The 18,999-nt window shown below is 68.6% G+C and carries 9 protein-coding genes; 6 read left to right on the top strand and 3 right to left on the bottom strand.

Annotation, left to right across the window (positions count from 1 at the left end):
* The first annotated feature begins 157 nt into the window (after window positions 1-157).
* The gene (locus tag OZN99_RS03425) at window positions 158-1,105 is read left to right on the top strand and encodes a LuxR C-terminal-related transcriptional regulator (protein WP_270933769.1); all 948 of its coding nucleotides are present in this window, start codon (window positions 158-160) and stop codon (window positions 1,103-1,105) included.
* Entirely contained in the window at window positions 1,102-2,364 is a 1,263-nt protein-coding gene (locus OZN99_RS03420; protein ID WP_270933768.1) for a glycosyltransferase, read from the top strand. Before OZN99_RS03425 ends, OZN99_RS03420 begins: the two co-directional genes overlap by 4 nt.
* Window positions 2,365-2,456: 92 nt before the next feature.
* Here OZN99_RS03420 and OZN99_RS03415 read toward each other — a convergent pair whose 3' ends face one another.
* Window positions 2,457-5,585 (bottom strand): right-handed parallel beta-helix repeat-containing protein, encoded by a 3,129-nt coding sequence (locus tag OZN99_RS03415; protein WP_270933767.1) that lies wholly within the window; start codon window positions 5,583-5,585, stop codon window positions 2,457-2,459.
* A 333-nt stretch (window positions 5,586-5,918) separates the two neighbouring features.
* On the opposite strand from OZN99_RS03415, the gene OZN99_RS03410 reads away from it, so the two are divergent.
* The gene (locus OZN99_RS03410; protein WP_270933766.1) at window positions 5,919-7,070 is read left to right on the top strand and encodes a glycosyltransferase family 4 protein; all 1,152 of its coding nucleotides are present in this window, start codon (window positions 5,919-5,921) and stop codon (window positions 7,068-7,070) included.
* A gap of 39 nt (window positions 7,071-7,109) precedes the next feature.
* On the opposite strand, the gene OZN99_RS03405 is transcribed toward OZN99_RS03410, so the two are convergent.
* Together OZN99_RS03405 and OZN99_RS03400 are read right to left on the bottom strand one after the other, a co-directional pair.
* Entirely contained in the window at window positions 7,110-8,057 is a 948-nt protein-coding gene (locus OZN99_RS03405) for a glycosyltransferase family 2 protein (protein WP_270933765.1), read from the bottom strand.
* A complete protein-coding gene (locus tag OZN99_RS03400; RefSeq protein ID WP_270933764.1) occupies window positions 8,054-9,415 on the bottom strand; it encodes an MATE family efflux transporter in 1,362 nt (453 codons plus the stop codon). The genes OZN99_RS03405 and OZN99_RS03400 overlap by 4 nt, the downstream gene beginning before the upstream one ends.
* Window positions 9,416-9,665: 250 nt before the next feature.
* Here OZN99_RS03400 and OZN99_RS03395 point away from each other — a divergent pair, with 250 nt between their 5' ends.
* The 3 genes from OZN99_RS03395 to OZN99_RS03385 all read left to right on the top strand — a co-directional run.
* A complete protein-coding gene (locus OZN99_RS03395; protein ID WP_270933763.1) occupies window positions 9,666-15,011 on the top strand; it encodes a cadherin repeat domain-containing protein in 5,346 nt (1,781 codons plus the stop codon).
* Window positions 15,012-15,188: 177 nt separating this feature from the next.
* The gene (locus tag OZN99_RS03390) at window positions 15,189-18,611 is read left to right on the top strand and encodes a beta strand repeat-containing protein (RefSeq protein WP_270933762.1); all 3,423 of its coding nucleotides are present in this window, start codon (window positions 15,189-15,191) and stop codon (window positions 18,609-18,611) included.
* A gap of 137 nt (window positions 18,612-18,748) precedes the next feature.
* Window positions 18,749-18,999 (top strand): hypothetical protein (locus OZN99_RS03385; RefSeq protein WP_270933761.1); only part of this gene is annotated, 251 nt, incomplete at its 3' end.

Raw genomic sequence — 18,999 nt, 5'->3', positions numbered from 1 at the left:
CACGTGGCAGACGTGCGCGCGTTGGTTGACACGTATGGTGCGGCAGCGAGTCAACATTCTGTGCATCCAGACCAAATCCGAAAAGTTGGGTTGCCGCCCCTCCCCTGAGATTCCCAATATCACCTACGACCGCGTCAGGCATCCGCGATACGCTACAATGAAGTTGCGCGTCATTGGTCCGTTTTTTTGCGGAACAATAACATTACGCCGAACTGTATTTTCTGGCGCTGATGGGGAACTAATTGCGATGGTAAAATTAAGTGCCCATGTTGCGACAGACTCGACCAGCGGCAAGGTGCTGGTCTTGCACCAGAGTCGCATCTCGCGGGAGGCACTCTGCGAACTGCTCATATCGCTCGGGTTTACAATTTCTGGCGCTGGCAGAACCGTTGCCGACGCGGCCAGGGACATCACGGACGGATCGAAGCCGGATCTCCTGATCCAAAGTCTGAACTCCGATGCAGAAGCAGCGCTCGCGCTCTCGTTGATGAAGGACGCACGCGCCGCGATGCCCGGCCTGAAGGCGGTGGTGCTGACAGACTGCTCACAGGTCGAAGCAGTCGCAGCGGTTATGCGGGCCGGCGTCGAGGCGGTACTCTCCCAGGAAATCTCGGCGGACGTGCTCAAACGGTCGCTCGAGTTGGTGCTGCTCGGCCAGCGGATGTTCCCGGCCGGCGTCGTCCAATCGCTGCTGGACCCGCTACCCCCGTCCGAGGCTGGACGGGCTGGCGGCTCGTCACGGGTCACCGCAGAGCAGCAAGAACGTGCAGCAACGGGCACCAGGCGCACCGGCCTCCTGTCAGCGCGCGAGCACCAGGTTATGCGATGCTTGATCGAAGGCCTGCCGAACAAGCTGATCGCAAAGGAACTCGACATCACCGAAGCGACCGTGAAGGTGCATATCAAGGGCGTGCTACGGAAGACGCAGCTCGCGAACCGGACGCAGGTGGCGATTTGGGCGCTGAACAACAGAATTTGGAACGGACCGCCGGCTGATCCCGCTAGCGCCGGGCCGGAGATGGCCCCCGTGCCACCACGCGAGCCGGACGCGCACGATACGCAGGAACACCGAGGCGGCAACGTCCTGCCGCTTCGCATAGCGTGAACACCTCAACCAGCGCGTCGGCCCGCACTGCGATTGCACCGCCTACGCCCTGGGGCGCGGCTCCGCTGCGCATCCTTATGCTGCATAATCACTACCAGCGGCCGGGCGGCGAGGATGCGTGCTTCGCAGCGGAAGCCGCGCTGCTGGAAGCGCATGGCCACGAGGTGGTCCGCTTCACGCAACACAACGACGCCGTGACGACCATGCGCGCGACAACCCTGGCTGCGAAGACGCTCTGGAACCGGGAAGCCTATGGCGAGCTGCGCCGGCGGATCCGTGCTTCGCGCCCGGCGGTGATTCACGCCCACAACCTCTTTCCGCTGATCTCGCCCGCCGCCTACTACGCAGCCGCCGCAGAGGGCGTGCCCGTCGTGCAGACCATCCACAACTTCCGCCTGTTCTGCGTCAATGCTCAGTTCTTCCGGGACGGCCGCCCTTGTGAGGACTGCCTGGGCCGGTCCGTGCCATGGCCCGGCATCCGCCATGCGTGCTACCGCGGTAGCGTCCAACAGAGTGCCGGCGTCGCAGCCCTGATCGCCACGCACCGCGCTCTCGGAACCTGGCGCCGCAAGGTCGACGTCATGGTCGCACTGAACGACTTCGTTCGGCGCAAGCTGATCGCAGGCGGCGTCTCGGCAGAGCGGATTGTCGTGAAGCCCAACTTCCTCCTTGCGGATCCCGGCGCAGGCGACGGCCTACGTGACGGCTATGCTCTCTTCGCCGGGCGCCTCTCGCCCGAGAAGGGTGTCACCACACTAGTTGATTCCTGGCCGCGCGTCCCGGGGACACTTCGGCTGCGCATCGTCGGGGATGGGCCGGTCGCGGCCGAGCTCTCCATGCGTGCTGCGGCCGACCGCCGCATCGAACTGCTGGGACAGCGTACGCCGCTGGAGGTGCAGGAGCTCATGCGCGGTGCAGCCGCGGTCATCGTACCGTCGAAGTGGTACGAGTTGATGCCTTTGGTCGTCATTGAAGCTTTCGCCGCTGGGACACCGGTTCTCGCTGCCCGCGTCGGCGCACTCGCGGAACTTGTCGACGACGGGCAGAACGGCGGCCTTTTTGCGCCAGGCGATCCGAATGACCTCGCCGCGCGGCTCGTTGCGATGCTGAGCGACGAGGCTTCGTATCGGCGCATGCGTGCAGCAGCGCGCGCTGCGTTTCTCGCGCGCTACACGGCGGCGCCGAACTATGCGGCGCTGATGGACATCTACGCACGAGCCCGCGGCGCGGGACGGACGCGGTCGTTGATCTCGGCCTGATCGTATCCGCTTGCCTTTCCACTGGCGCGTGCAGATCCCTCGGGCGAGAGAGCTTGGCGGCGGGCGCTGATCAGCGCGCCCGCCGCCCAACTTCAGATCAGCACCAGTTCGCTGTTGGCGTCCCAGCCCGACGCGGTGCGGTAGGCGTTCCAGCCCAGGAAGCTGTTGAACGCGAAGTGGTCGTCAGCCAGATTCGCGAAGCGGTACTCGTTGTTGTCGAACAGGTTGCCGCCCGCCTTCAGCCCCGCCCAATCGTAGTCGGCGACCGCGCCGGACCGGCCCTCGCCCGTCCGATTCACCACGATGTTGTCGTGCACGTGGTTACCTGTCGTGACCCACGGGCCGTAGGTGCCGGAGCCGCGGTTCTGCTGGATCATGGTAATGCCATTGCCGCCGCCGCTGATGTCAACGGTGTTGCCGTACACCTCGACATTCGAGGAGTTCTGGATCTGGATGGCGCCGTCCCAGATCCAGGGCACGCCCGGCTCGCCGTTGCCGGCCAAAGTGTTGTTGCGGATAATGGCGCTGTAGCTGATCTCGTGGCTGATGCCGGCCCCGCTGTTGTTCTCGACACGATTGCCTTCGTAGAGCGTGCGGATATTGTTGATGTCCGTCCAGAGGCCCATTCCGTTGTTGTCGTGCACGTAGTTTCCGCGCACGATCAAGCCGTCGGTGTTGGCGAACTTGCTGCCGCCGCCCTCCCAGTAGACGTTGAGGCCGGACCAGAAGCCGTTCTCCGCGATCTCGTTCGCCTCGTAGCGCACGCCCTTCCCGCTCGCGCCGACGCCCATCTGGCCGTTATCGTGGATGAAGTTGCCGATCACCTCGGTGTTTTCGCCTGCCTGGATCCCGACCCCGTAATTGAGCCGGACTTCGTTGTCCTTGATCAGCCAGTCCACCGGCTTCGACGATCCGCCTATCGCGGCGAACTGCGCGGGCGTGGCGTACTTCTCGATCACCAGGTTCTCGATCGTCACGCCCGTCGCCGAACCCTTGAAGGCGGCATCGCGAACGGCCGCCTCGACCTGGTGGCCCGCCGGGTTGTCCCCGATGTAGATGCGATCGGCGGCATAGTCGAAGAAGTAGGTGCCGGGCCGCACCTCCTGCACGCTACCGACATGCAGCAGCGGCTTGTCATCGAGGAACACCGCATCCGGGTAGCCGGCACGGGAGAAGCCGCTGGTCGCTTCCCCGGTGCCGCGCCGTGCACCTTCCTGGGTCTGCCCGTCCACGAACCAGGTGTTGCCGCTAACGCTGAAGCCGGTGAGCTCGCGCGAGCCGTTCAGGATCGCGCCATCGGCGCCGATAAAATGCTGGCCATCCTTCGGCGTGATCGATTGAAGCCTGTGTTCGCCAGCCTCGATCCAGAAGACAGTGCCTGCGGGGTTCGCATTCACCAGCGCCTGGATATCTGCGCCAACCTTCACCACCACGGCACCCGCGGGGGCACCGCCCCCACTCGGCATGGTATCGTTGTCGGCCACGGCGACGTTGAGAACGCGGTTCGGGAGCGCGCCGTACTGCGCGTCAGCGCTCGATGCGTCGAACGTCAGCTTCGCTGTTTCCGCCCCTTCGACAAGCGTGTCGTTCACGGCGCCGACCGTGACCGTCTGAGCTTGGTTCCAGTTCAGCGGCGTGAAGGTCAGGGTCGCACCGGCGACCAGGTCTGCATCACCCGTGACTGCGACCGTGACATTGGCCAAAGGCTTGCTTGCGAGCGCGACCGTGACGCTGTCTCCGGCGCCGCCTTCCGTCACTGCGGTCGACCCACCGCTCTCGGTTACGACGAGCGCGGCGGTCGCCTGAGGCGGCGCGGTGCGCGGGATGTAGCTAACCTGGGCAAGGCTGAAGTCGGAGCTTTCGTAAGTGGCACCGGACGTGGCGTCGTTGTTGTAGGGCCGGGCGGTCAGTTCGATGCGGTGGAAGTCCGCGGCCGGGTTGACCACGAAGTCGTAGGTGAGGTTCGCCACGGCCGTCCGGCCGCGCGGGTCCAAGAGGCCCTCGCCAACCAGGCCGCCGGCAACGTCGTACGCGCGCCAGGCGCCCACCTCGGCTTGGCCCGCGGGTTCGGCGGGATTGAGCCGGCCGATGCGCAAGGTCGCGGAATCGACGGCCGTCCCGAAGTTGAGGCGAAGCATCTCGCTGGTGCGCGATGCAGTGTCGTAGTCGATCTGGGCGGCGAAGCGGCCGCCGGTGACGCCGAGACCGTCTGCCGTCTTCGTGACCAGCGTTGCCGCGCCGGACGCGGCCTGCGCCGAGACCAGCAGCCCACCCCAGCTCTGCGCGCCCAACGCGCCGGTCAGCGCGGCGGCGGACCCGACCGTGACGGCGCCGGAGACGAGCGGGGCGGAGTCGTTGTCGGTCACGGCAACGTTCACCACGCGGTCTTGGAGGCCGGCGTAGGCGGCATCGGTGCTGGATGAGCGGATGGTCAGCCGTGCGGCCTCTGCCGCCTCCTGCAGCGTGTCGTTCACCGCGGCGACCACGACGGACTGCGCGACGTTCCAGTTCTGCGGCGTGAAGGTGAGCGTGGCGGCGCCGGCAACATCCGCGTCGCCGGCGATCGTCACCGTGACATTCGCCGTCGGCTGGGTGGCGAGTGCGACGGTCAGGGTGTCGGTGGCGCCACCTTCGGTGACGGCCGTGGACCCGCCGCTCTCGGTGATGACCAGCCCGGCCGTTGCAACACCCGCAGGCCTGTAGGTGACCGCTGCCAGGCTGAAATCGGAGCTCCCGCCGGGCGCATCGAGCGTGCGGTCGTTGTTGTAAGGGCGCGCGGTGAGTTCGATGCGCTGGAAGTCGACGGCCGGGTCGATGGTGAAGTCGTAGGTGGCGGTGCCGACCGGCGTCTTGCCGCGCGGGTCCAGTATTCCTTCCGCGACCATCACGCCGGCCGCGTTGTAGGCCTGCCATGCGCCGACCTCGGCCCTGTTCACCGCCTCGGTCGGGGTCATCCGGGCCAGGCGCACGGTCACGGCGTCAATGGCTGCTGCGAAGTCGAGCCGCAGGGTCTCGCTCGTGTGGGTGACCGGGTCGTAGTCGACCTGGCCGGCGAAGCGCCCGCCCGCCACGCCGAGCCCATCCGGCTCCCGGATCACCAGCGCCGCGGCTCCGGACGCATTCTTCGCCGAAACCGTCAGCCCGCCCCAGGCCTGAGAGCCGAGTGAACCGGTGAGGGACTTCGTGAGATCAACGGTGACAGGCTGAAGCGATGCGGACATGCGAGCTGGGTCCCCCCTGGTTGGCGCGGCGAACCAGGACGGTTCGGCTCACGGACGCGTGAGCTGCCATAACGTTGCGGGCCGATAGTATGCAATTAGTTTATTGCCGCATTTTGTCATCTATCTCGGGTTGCAATCATTCCACTTTTGGTCGAATCCAGGCGCACCAAAGCAACTTCTGCATTACGGCGGGATGCGCAGCCCGAGGTGAACTCGGCTCGCGGAGCCGTAAGTGGCCCGAGCGACGCCGACCGCTTACGTTCGGATGGTTGTGATATTCCGCTGCATCGGTGCTTGGAGCGTCGCACGACACCGCAGGCGGTGGTTGCGTGCATGAGGGTCGCTCAGGTTTGCGATCTCGAGGTGGAGGCTGCAAACGGCGTGTCGCGCGCCGTTGCCACGCTCGTGGAGCATCTGGCGCGGCTCGGCGTCGAGTTGGAATGCTGGAACATCTCTTCGGCGGTGCCGGCGATCAGTGACCGGACGATCCGCGGGGTGCGCGTCCTCGACCTACCCGCGCGCGGACGCGCACTGGGGATGCTGGCTGGCCTGCCCGATCCGACGCGGGACGCCATTCGGCAACGCCGCGTCGACCTGGTCCACTTCCATTCCGTCTTCATCGGCCACAACGTGCACGCCGCGCGGTTGCTCGGCGTGCCCTATGTCGTGACACCCCACGGCGGCTATGCGCAGGCCGTGCTCGACGGCTCCAACCGGTTTGCCAAGCGGCTCTGGCTTGCCGGGTGGGAAGAGCGGTACCTTCAACGGGCGCGCGTCGTTCACGCCGTGAGCGAGGCGGAGCGCGACGCGCTCCGGCAGCGCTGGCCGGGACTGTCGATCCGCTATGTGCCGAACGCGGTCGATTTGCCCGACCTTATTGGCGGAGTGCCGCCGGCATCGGACGATTTCGTCTTCCTTGGCCGGCTTGCGACCGATCACAAGGGCCTCGACATCATGTTGCGCGGCTTTGCGCGCTTCGCGCGGCGCGGCGGTACCGGGCGCCTGGTGCTGGCAGGGCCGGACTGGCGCGGCTGCCGCGCGACGCTACAGCGCCTGGCCGAGGCCGAGGGGATGGCAGACCGGGTCGTCTTCCCCGGCCCGGTCTTTGCCGAAGCGAAGACGAGGCTGCTCGCCGGTGCGCGGGCCTTCGTCCACACCAGCCGATGGGAGGGGCTGCCATTGGCCGTCCTTGAGGCCATGGCCAATGCGACGCCCGTGCTGGTGACGCCCGAAACGAACCTCGCCGCGATCGTGACGCGCTACAGGGCCGGCGTCGTGTGCCGCGGGGATCCGGACGCGATCGCCGACGCCTTTTCCGCCCTCGCCAGCGCGCCCGAGGCCGAGAAGCGGAGCCGGCGGCAAGCAGCACGCCGACTGGTCGAGGAGAACTTCGGCTGGCCGCGCGTTCGCCGCGACCTCATGCGCCTCTACGAGGATGCCGTCGCGACGCCGCCCGGCACCCACACCGCCAATCCCGTCCAGTGATGCGGTCGGCCGTGGCGCCGCTCGCCTCCCTCCTCCGCGCTACACCCGCCTCGCGCCCCGGGGGACGAGGCGCGGCAGCACGCGCGACAGCACCATCGTCGGCTTCAGCAGCGCCGCCGCCGCGAAGCTCGGCGCCAACTTCAACACGTCGCCCCTGGCCAGATGATTGAGCGCCATCTGGTAGAAGCACCGACCGAGTTCCTGGCGAGCGAGGTTCAGCCGCGCGGGCCACGGTGCTCCCTGCCGCTCGCGCAGATACTGCTCCCAATCCGGCTCGACCTCGCCGGCACGGCGCGCGGCGATGCAGCGTTCCAGCCAGGATGCCTTACGGACCATCGTATGCACCAGCGACGTCGAAGCAGAGGCACCATGGATGCGGTACTTCAGCAGGTACTCGTTCTGCACGGCCACTCCATGGCCCGCCGCCAGCAGCCGGCTCCAGAGGTCGCAATCCTCGGCTGGCCAGAATGCCTGCCGGTAGCCTCCGACCGCCAGCACAGCATCCCGCCGTAGCACGCAGGCCGGGTGATTCAGCGCAACGATCTCGCCCCGACGGAACGTCGCCTCCACCGCGCCCGGAGTGGTGAAGGGCGATCGGCCATGGCCGATCACCCGGCCGGCGTCATTGATGTACAACACCAGCGAACTCGCGACGGCGAGATGCGGGTTCCGGGCGATGAACGCCAACTGCCGCTCCAGCCGATTCGGTAGCATCAGGTCGTCCGCGTGCATGAGGAACACCCATTCGCGCTCCAGCATCATCAAGCCGCGGTTCAGCGTCTGCGCGATGCCGGCATTGGGCTGCGAAATCACTCGCACGCGTGGGTCTTTGCGCGCCTGGTCCTCGGCGATGGCGAGCGTGGCGTCGGTGGATCCATCGTCGATCACGAGCAACTCGACGTCGCGCACGGTCTGCGCCAGCACGCTGTCAATTGCGTCCCCGATGAAGGGCGCCGCGTTGTGGGCGGGCATGAGGACGCTGATCATGTGGCCTCCGTTCGGACTGGCGTTGCTGCACACCCCGGGCTTGGGTGGCAGGTCGCGACACACGCCGCAGTGTCCGCCGCCGGCGTCATGCGGCGCAGCAGGGTGATCGCCACGACGCTGAATGCCAGCCCGGGCAGCAGGCCCGCCCAAACCGCGCCGGTCAGGCCGAAGGCCGCTGCCATCGGCAGGCTCACGAGGATCGTCGTCGCCGAAAAGCAGCATTGCGCGACGAAGCCGTCGCGGGTCCGGCCGAGGCCGTTCAGCATCGCCTGCACGACCTGCGCCGGGAAGGCCAGCGCGTAACCGAGCGCGAAAAGCCGCAGGTGCGTGCCGAGCTCGGAATAGGCGCTCTGCTGCGTCACGATCACCAACGCCTGCCCCGGCACAACCAGCACGGCGAGCAGGAAGGGCACCAGCAGCGCCGCCGCAGACAGCGCATGAGAGAGGGTGACCTGCCGCGCCGCGGCAAGGTCCGGACTCGCCGCCACCGCCGGCACGATCATGCCGAGCATGCCGATGAGCACCGGATTGGCCAGACCCATCACCAGCGACAGGGCGCCGAATTCCGCCACCGTCGCCAGGCCGTGGAAATAGCCGAGTGTCCAAGGCATCGACTGCATCGTGACCAGCGTGATCGCGCTCGTCAGCAGCATCCAGCGGCAGGACCGCCAGTCGCCGCGCGCCGCATCCAGGATCGCCGCCGCCCGTGGTCGGGCGGGCCGCAACTGCCATCCCTGCACAAGCGCCCCGAGCAGCGACGTAGCCGCCATGGCCCCGAACGCCGTTTCCAGTGACAGCAGCCCGGCATACCCGAGGCCCGCCAGCAGCAGCGCCTGTCCGAGGTAGCTGACCGCATCGCCGGGCAGCGCGTCCCGGTGACGGAGATGCGCCATCAGTGCGCGGCGCAGCGTCTCCTGCACCTGCCACGCCAGCATTGCGGCGAGTGCCCACGGGATCAGCGACGGCCGCTGCGCCAGGATTGCCGCAGAAGCGACGACGCCGCCAAGCGGGATCGCCAGGACAAGAGTGTCCGCGATTGCGATGCCGGCGCGCTGCCGGAGGTGCCCGGCATCGCCTTCGGCGCCGCGCACAGACAGCGGATACGTGATGAGGGCGGCGTGCAGCCCGTTCAGCAGCAGCAGCACGCCGAAGACCAGGAAGAAGGTGCCAAAATCCTGCTTCGACAGCGCTTGAACCAGGACCACGCCGCTCAGGTAGTTGCCAAGGCTTGCGATGCCCTGATCGGCCAGGCCCCACGCGCCACGCAGCTGGCCGGCGCGCGCCGCCGCGCCGCGAATGGTTGCGGCCCACCGGCCGGGATGCCGTCCGCGGTCTCGCCCGATCCGCTCCGGTCCCACCGTCCGTTCGTCTCCCCGGTCCGCAGGTCAAGAGACCCGGTACCGCCCCCGCGCGGAAGCGGGCGGCCGCCGCTGCAGCCGTCATCTTGGTGGTGCCGGGCTGCGGCGTTGACTGCGCAGAATGGGTAACCCGATCGGTCCAGAGCACCATGAAGGTCTAGCCTTCTGCGCAGATGGAGGGGACGCGGTGCGGTAGCACAGTGCCAGCATCGGACCCGCGCGCGACGCGGCAGGAAGGCAAGAATCAGACATGGCCATCGAGCCCAGCTTCGCTCAGAGCACGCTGCTGAACGTGCCGGACAGCAACTGGACGTCCTTGCAGTTCGGTCCCGACGGACGCCTCTATGCCGCCCAGGTTGACGGCACGATCTACGCATTCACCATCGGCGCGACGACGAACGGCTACAGCGTGTCGGCCACCGAGACGATCAACGCAATCAAGGCCATCACCAACTACAACGACGATGGGATCGTCGCCCCGTCCGAGTACCAGGGCTCGCGACAGGTCACGGGCATCCTCGTCGCGCCGGCGACGGCGACAGCCTCGTCGTCCTTGTCGGCCACCACGGAATCGTCCTCCAGCACGACCATGGCCGCTGCCAGCGGCGGGCCCGGACAGGCCAACGGCGGGGGATCGCCTCCCGGCCTAGCCAAGCAGGCGACGGCGGAAGCGCCCGAGGTGCCCGCGCCGCTGGTAGCCTCCGTCAAGCTGCCCCCGGGGCAGGCCCCCGTGCCATCCGGCACTTTCGTCGCCGACGTGGACGCCACCGACCCGCAGGGCAGCGTGGTCACCTATTCTCTGCACCCGGGCGGCAACGGCAACGGCGCCTTCGGGATCGACCCTGCCACCGGCGTCATCACCGTTGCCGATCCGGGCAAGCTCGGCCGCGGCAACGCAAAGGGCCCGACGGAGCTGCAGGTACTGGCAGCCGACACGCAGCAGAACACCAGCAGCGTCAAGGTGCTGGTCTCCGTTGTCGAGCAGGGGACCGAGCCGCAGGCGTCCAACATCACTGCGGCCGCCCTCGCGCCGGTCGCCACGCCCGTCGTGCTCTATGTCAGCTCGAGCGACCCGCGCATCGGTGCGGGGCCGGGCGGCGGCGATGTGAACCTCGACACCAATTCCGGCGTGATCTCGCGGCTCACGCAGAACGCGGATGGCAGCTGGGAGCGGCTCGATCTGGTACGCGGCCTTCCTCGATCGGAGGAGAACCACTCGGTCAACGGGATGCAGCTCAGCGCCGACGGGACCAAGCTGTATGTCGCGGTGGGCGGCAACACCAACATGGGCGCCCCGTCGAACAACTTCGCCTACACGCCGGAATACGCGCTGTCCGCCGCGATCCTCGTCATCGACCTCGCCGCGGTGGATGCTCTGCCGACCAAGGTCGATGCCCTTGATGGTAGCCTCTACAAGTACGACCTGCCGACGCTGGACGGGAATGCCGCCGATCCGAGCCTGACGGACCCATTCGGCGGCTTCGATGGTCTCAACCAGGCGATGCTGGTCCAGGGCGGCCCGGTGCAGATCTACTCGCCCGGCTACCGCAATCCTTACGACCTGGTGATGACCGAGGCGGGCAGGCTCTACACCGTCGACAACGGCGCCAATGCGGGCTGGGGCGGCCCGCCGCCCGACGAGGCGCCGCCATCCGGCGGGACAAGCAGCGTTACCAACAAGCCGAATGACGGTGGTAGCGACACCACCGATCATCTTCACCTGGTCACCCAGGGCTTCTATGCCGGCCACCCGACGCCAATCCGTGCCAATCCGGGCGGCGCAGGCTGGTATACCGATGGCTCTGGCACGCCTGTGGCAGTGCCGCCGACCTGGCCGCCGGTGCCGTTGTCCATGGCGAACCCGGCAGAGGGCGACTTCAAGGCGCCTGGCACCGACGGCGCGCTCTATAGCGGCTGGGCTGCCTCCACGAACGGGCTCGAGGAATACACCTCGCTGCAGGCTTTCGAAGGCGCGATGCAGGGCAATCTGCTCACCGTCGCATGGGACGACCAGCTCTACCGTGTCGTGCTCAACAGCGATGGGACGCAGGCGGTGGCGGTCACCAAGCTGACGGCGGGCGCCAGTGTGCTCGGCGGCGGGCTGCCGCTCGACGTCACCGCGCAGGGCGACGGGGAAACCTTTGCAGGCACGATATGGGTGGCCAACTACGGCGGCCCCATCACCATCTTCACGCCATCGGCCGCCACCGAGCCACCCAACACCGATGCGGACGGCGATGGCCTGTCGAACAGCGTCGATGCCTTCGCCGAGGATGCGGCGAACGGCAAGGGCACCGATCTCGGGGCGGGCCAGACTCTGGTCTGGAATTTCTCGCAGAACATCGATCCGCCCGGGCCGAACGGCCTGTTCAACATGGGCTTCACCGGGCTGATGTCGAACGGCACGCAATCCTACCTGACGCTCTATGACCCGGCGAACATCAAGCCCGGCGGTGCCGCGGCGGGGTTCCAGGTGGAGCAGGTTTCCGCGGGTGACGCGCTCGTCGGCAACAGCCAGATGAACGGCTTCCAATTCGGGGTGGACGTGCTGCCGGATGTGTCGAGCTTCACGATCGAGACGAAGATCGACAACCCGTTCGGCGGCACGCCGTCCACCGAGCCGGTCAACTGGAAATCGCAGGGCTTCTTCATTGGCACCGGAGACCAGGACAACTACTTGAAGATCGTCGCCGCAGCGAATGGCGGTGCCGGCGGTATCGAGGTCGCCAGCGAGAATGCCGGCACGTTCAGCAGCGCTGTCTACGGTGCCGGCATCACTGGTGCCGGCATCCAGACGCTCGACAGCATCACGCTGAAGCTGCTGGTGAACAGGGACGCTGCGACCGCGACGCCAAGCTGGATCTACACGGTAGACGGCACGGAGTTCGCGGGCAGCGGCGCCGCAGTTCCGCTGTCAGGCGCGACGCTGCAGGCGCTGCAGGGCAGCTACAGCGTCGCCGGCACGCCGAGCGCGCTTGCGGTCGGCATCATCTCGACCGCCTTCGGCAGCGGTACCACCTTCCCGGCCTTCTGGGAGAGCATCCGGATCACTGCGGCTACCAGCACGCCGCCGCCACCGCCCGCGGCGGGGGTGACGGTGGTGCAGAGCGGCGGCACGACGGCGGTGACGGAGGGCGGGGCGACGGACACGCTGAGCGTGGTGCTGGCGAGCCAGCCGGGCGCGAACGTGACGGTCACGGTGACCGGCACGGCCGATGTGGCTGTTGCGGCAGGCAGCGGCACGCCGGCGGGCAGCGCGACGCTGACCTTCACGGCGGCAGACTGGAATGTCGCGCAGACGGTTGCCGTGGCGGCGGTGAACGACACCGCGGTGGAAGGCGCGGAGACCGCCAGCCTGACCTTCGCCACCAGCAGCGGCGACAGCGCCTACAACGGACTGCCGGTGGCGCCGGTCCCGGTGGCCGTCACCGACAACGACACCGCCTCCGCGGATGCGGACGGCGACGGGCTGTCGGACACGCTGGACCGCTTCGCGCTGGATGCGAGCAACGGGGGCGGCAACAACCTGGCGCAGCTCGGCACGCTGACGCTCGACTTCGGCACCGGCACGACGCCGTTCGGCAGCGGCTTCACCGGGGTGATGACGAACGGCACGCAGGCCTACACGGCGCTCGCCGTCTCGGGCAGCGTGGCCAACGGCAAGCTGGTCGTGCAGACCACCACGGGCGATCCCTACGGCAGCCTGAACACCCAGCAGAACGCCTACCAGCTCGGCGTCGACACCGCGGGCGTCGCCGCCTTCACCGTCGCCTCGAAGGTGGACAACCCCTTTGCCGGCGGCGTCGCGGCACAGAACTGGCGCTCAGCCGGCGTGATGTTCGGCACCGGCGACCAGGACAACTACGCCAAGCTGGTGTTCCAGGCGAACAACGGCGCCGGCGGCATCGAATTCCTGGTCGAGAACGCCGGCACGCCGGACGGCACCACGGTCGGGCTCGGCGTGCCGACCGGCAACGTCGCCTACGGGCTGTTCTACCTCGATGTGGCGAAGACAGGCAGCGGCGCGACGGCAACGCCGCGCTGGACGCTGCACGACGCGGCGGGGGCGCAGATCGGCGCCGGCACGGGCGCGGCCAAGGCGCTGACCGGCGCCCTGCTCGACGCGGTGCAGGGCGACCTCGTGGTGGGCGGGCAGCAGAGCGAACTCGCCGTCGGCGTGATCTCGACCTCCTTCGGCTCCTCCGGACCCATCACCGCAGCTTGGGACAGCCTGACCATCTCCACCACCGGCACGCCGCCGCCACCGCCCGCGGCGGGGGTGGTGGTGACGCAGAGCGGCGGCACGACGGCAGTGACGGAGGGCGGAGCGACGGACATGCTGAGCGTGGTGCTGGCGAGCCAGCCGGGCGCGAACGTGACGGTCACGGTGACCGGCACGGCCGATGTGGCTGTTGCGGCCGGCAGCGGCACGCCGGCGGGCAGCGCGACGCTGACCTTCACGGCGGCAGACTGGAATGTCGCGCAGACGGTTGCCGTGGCGGCGGTGGACGACACCGCGGTGGAAGGCGCGGAGACCGCCAGCCTGACCTTCGCCACCAGCAGCGGCGACAGCGCCTACAACGGACTGCCGGTGGCGCCGGTCCCGGTGGCCGTCACCGACAACGACACCGCCTCCGCGGATGCGGACGGCGACGGGCTGTCGGACACGCTGGACCGCTTCGCGCTGGATGCGAGCAACGGGGGCGGCAACAACCTGGCGCAGCTCGGCACGCTGACGCTCGACTTCGGCACCGGCACGACGCCGTTCGGCAGCGGCTTCACCGGGGTGATGGCGAACGGCACGCAGGCCTACACGGCGCTCGCCGCCTCGGGCAGCGTGGCCAACGGCAAGCTGGTCGTGCAGACCACCACGGGCGATCCCTACGGCAGCCTGAACACCCAGCAGAACGCCTACCAGCTCGGCGTCGACACCGCGGGCGTCGCCGCCTTCACCGTCGCCTCGAAGGTGGACAACCCCTTCGCCGGCGGCGTCGCGGCACAGAACTGGCGCTCGGCCGGCGTGATGTTCGGCGCCGGCGACCAGGACAACTACGCCAAGCTGGTGTTCCAGGCGAACAACGGCGCCGGCGGCATCGAATTCCTGGTCGAGAACTCCGGCACGCCGGACGGCACCACGGTCGGGCTCGGCGTGCCGACCGGCAACGTCGCCTACGGGCTGTTCTACCTCGATGTGGCGAAGACGGGCAGCGGCGCGACGGCAACGCCGCGCTGGACGCTGCACGACGCGGCGGGGGCGCAGATCGGCGCCGGCACGGGTGCGGCCAAGGCGCTGACCGGCGCCCTGCTCGACGCGGTGCAGGGCGACCTCGTGGTGGGCGGGCAGCAGAGCGAACTCGCCGTCGGCGTCATCTCCACCTCCTTCGGCTCCTCCGGTCCCATCACCGCAGCTTGGGACAGCCTGACTGTCTCGGCCGGTGCGGCATCGAGCACGGCGGCCGCCAGCATGGACACCGACGCTCTCACCACCTTCGCGCCGCTACCGGCCGCCGACATCGCGGCGGCAGCCCCGATCGAGGACAGCACCGATCCCGAGTTCACGCCGTTCGCCTTCGTGCAACCCGACCAGCTGATCTGAATACCCACGACAAACACCGATCCTGCCAAACCCGGGGTATCCACGATGCTTCCCACCCCGCCAACGCTTCCGCGGCGATGCCCCTCCGACATCGCCGCGGCGATCCGTCCAGGAGCGGGCCGGCCACCGGGCCCGTCCCTCGTCGACCGCGCGTTCCGAGCACCCTGAGAGGTCGCCATGAGCAGCACCCTGTTCTCGATCACGCCCAATGCGCCGATCGATCGCAGCGTCTTCGACCCGCAAAGCTACATCATCGAGAACACCTCGAGTGGATCGCAGATTACCGGCTTCTCGCTCGACATCTCGACCGCGCTGTTCGCCGGGCTGGTGTTCGATACAGCGACTGATGGTTCCTCAGGAAACGATCTCGGCAAGCCCTTCACGGTGGACCTGAATCAGGGTGGCATCACCGCGGCCAGCACGGTCACGAAACCCTATGACGGGGAACTGGGACAGCTGCTCACGCTCAGCCTCGGCAGCTTCGATGCGGGCGACAAGCTCGCCTTCTCGGTCGATGTCGACCCGTCGCGGCTGACGACATCCGACCCCTCTGCCGGCCCGCAGGGGAAGATGTCGGGCCTTGAGCTGACCGGCTCCGTCGTGACGGTCACGTATGCCAACGGCACCACCCAGACCGGCGAGGTCTTCGGCGATGGCACGGTGGGAGGCTCCGTTCTCTTTCTCGCCGGTACGCTGCCTCCGGCGCCGACGGTGACCGTACAGGGCACCAGCGGTGGCACCGGAACGCTGACCGACAACGATGCAACAATCACGATCTCCGGCGGTCCCGCGAACGGCAAGGTGCGGCTGGAACTGGTCCGGGCAGTCTACGACCTGTTCGAACCCGCCCAGGGCGCCTTCGAGGCGAACCGCGCCACGAATGTGAATTACGTCGACGTGATACTTGGAGCGAACGGAACCGCCACCTTGAGCGTCGACCTGACCTTCGGCGGCGCGGCGGCGGCCGAGGGTGGGGTCTTCCACATCGTCGGCGCCGTGGTGGACGCGCAGGGCCGACCGGCGAGCATGGTCAGCGACATCACCCGCGTACGGCTGGAGGTGCCACCCGCGGATGCGGACGGCGACGGGCTGTCGGACACGCTGGACCGCTTCGCGCTGGATGCGAGCAACGGGGGCGGCAACAACCTGGCGCAGCTCGGCACGCTGACACTCGACTTCGGCACCGGCACGACGCCGTTCGGCAGCGGCTTCACCGGGGTGATGGCGAACGGCACGCAGGCCTACACGGCGCTCGCCGCCTCGGGCAGCGTGGCCAACGGCAAGCTGGTCGTGCAGACCACCACGGGCGATCCCTACGGCAGCCTGAACACCCAGCAGAACGCCTACCAGCTCGGCGTCGACACCGCGAGCGTCGCCGCCTTCACCGTCGCCTCGAAGGTGGACAACCCCTTTGCCGGCGGCGTCGCGGTGCAGAACTGGCGCTCGGCCGGCGTGATGTTCGGCGCCGGCGACCAGGACAACTACGCCAAGCTGGTGTTCCACTCGAACAACGGCGCCGGCGGCATCGAATTCCTGGTCGAGAACGCCGGCACGCCGGACGGCACCACGGTCGGGCTCGGCGTGCCGACCGGCAACGTCGCCTACGGGCTGTTCTACCTCGACGTGGCGAAGACGGGCAGCGGCGCGACGGCAACGCCGCGCTGGACGCTGCACGACGCGGCGGGGGCGCAGATCGGCGCCGGCACGGGTGCGGCCAAGGCGCTCGGCGGCGCGCTGCTCGATGCGGTGCAGGGCGACCTGGTGGTGGGCGGGCAGCAGAGCGAACTCGCCGTCGGCGTGATCTCGACCTCCTTCGGCTCCTCCGGACCCATCACCGCAGCTTGGGACAGCCTGACCATCTCAACCACCGGCACGCCGCCGCCACCGCCCGCGGCGGGGGTGGTGGTGACGCAGAGCGGTGGCGCGACGGCGGTGACGGAGGGCGGAGCGACGGACATGCTGAGCGTGGTGCTGGCGAGCCAGCCGGGCGCGAACGTGACGGTCACGGTGACCGGCACGGCCGATGTGGCTGTTGCGGCCGGCAGCGGCACGCCGGCGAGCAGCGCGACGCTGACCTTCACGGCGGCGGACTGGAATGTCGCACAGACGGTTGCCGTGGCGGCGGTGAACGACACCGCGGTGGAAGGCGCGGAGACCGCCAGCCTGACCTTCGCCACCAGCAGCGGCGACAGCGCCTACAACGGACTGCCGGTGGCGCCGGTCCCGGTGGCCGTCACCGACAACGACACCGCCTCCGCGGATGCGGACGGCGACGGGCTGTCGGACACGCTGGACCGCTTCGCGCTGGATGCGAGCAACGGGGGCGGCAACAACCTGGCGCAGCTCGGCACGCTGACACTCGACTTCGGCACCGGCACGACGCCGTTCGGCAGCGGCTTCACCGGGGTGATGGCGAACGGCACGCAGGCCTACACGGCGCTCGCCGCCTCGGGCAGCGTGGCCAACGGCAAGCTGGTCGTGCAGACCACCACGGGCGATCCCTACGGCAGCCTGAACACCCAGCAGAACGCCTACCAGCTCGGCGTCGACACTGCGGGCGTCGCCGCCTTCACCGTCGCCTCGAAGGTGGACAACCCCTTTGCCGGCGGGGTCGCGGCACAGAACTGGCGCTCGGCCGGCGTGATGTTCGGCGCCGGCGACCAGGACAACTACGCCAAGCTGGTGTTCCACTCGAACAACGGCGCCGGCGGCATCGAATTCCTGGTCGAGAACGCCGGCACGCCGGACGGCACCACGGTCGGGCTCGGCGTGCCGACCGGCAACGTCGCCTACGGGCTGTTCTACCTCGACGTGGCGAAGACGGGCAGCGGCGCGACGGCAACGCCGCGCTGGACGCTGCACGACGCGGCGGGGGCGCAGATCGGCGCCGGCACGGGCGCGGCCAAGGCGCTGGCCGGCGCACTGCTCGATGCGGTGCAGGGCGACCTCGTGGTGGGCGGGCAGCAGAGCGAACTCGCCGTCGGCGTGATCTCCACCTCCTTCGGCTCCTCCGGTCCTATCACCGCAGCTTGGGACAGCCTGACCGTCTCCACCACCGGCACCCCGCCGCCATCCGCGGTCGTGGTCGGAGGAGCCACCGGCCTTTCCGGGACGCTCGGGTCGCAGAGCTGGGGCCCCATCGACGTCTCCGCCAAAGACTGGAACGGCGCGGCGGCCCTCGTTGTCAAGACGACCGACGGGCTCGGTGTCGCTGGTGGCCGCTTTGCCGGCCAAGTGGACTACAACCCCGCAACCGGTGTCAGCGAGATGCTGCGCCTCGACTTCGACGCTCCCATAGATGCCGCGACCCTGCGGCTCGCCCGGCTCAATCCGGCAGATGCGCCCGGCAAGGCGGAGGTCGGTGCGTGGAAGGCGTTCGACGCCACGGGCGCTGTCGTCGGCCAGGGCCTGCTCGACCCGCGCGGCGCAACAGCGGTGGCGGCGGCCACATACGATTTCGCGATCAATCCCGCCGCTCATCTCATGGCCATCGAGCTGACGGCCCTTGCCTACAACAATGGCCCGGCCGGCGGGCCACCCGAGAGCTCCGACTTCGCCCTCGCGCAAGTTACCTACCTGCCGGCAGACCAGGTGCTGTAATCCGCGGCCACCGTCGAGACCGTGCGACCGGCGGGCATGCCATCGCGGCGCTTCGCCGGCGCAACGTCGCGACGCGCGGGCGTGATGTCTCGCATCGAGAGCTTACAATGCGACAATCACCCGGGGCCTTCCCTGGCATGTACCGGATCGTCAACCTGGAGATCGAGGACCCACCCGAAGCCATCACCTTCCGGGACGGCGAGACGGGCCTCGCGCTCATCCTCCGCCATCGCCGCCGATTGGTCGGCTTCGTGCTTCACCCGCGCGCGGACCGCGCAGGCGTCCCGGCCGCGCACCTCGCCGAGTTGATCGCGCGCGAGGCCGCCGAGCGCGTGCTTGCCGCCCGCGTGCGCAGCGCGCTGCCGCCGGGGGCGCCACCGCGGCGAAT

The sequence above is a fragment of the Falsiroseomonas oryzae genome (assembly GCF_027856955.1).
Taxonomy (GTDB): Bacteria; Pseudomonadota; Alphaproteobacteria; order Acetobacterales; family Acetobacteraceae; genus Falsiroseomonas; species Falsiroseomonas oryzae.
This window is presented reverse-complemented; position numbering and strand designations above follow the sequence as displayed.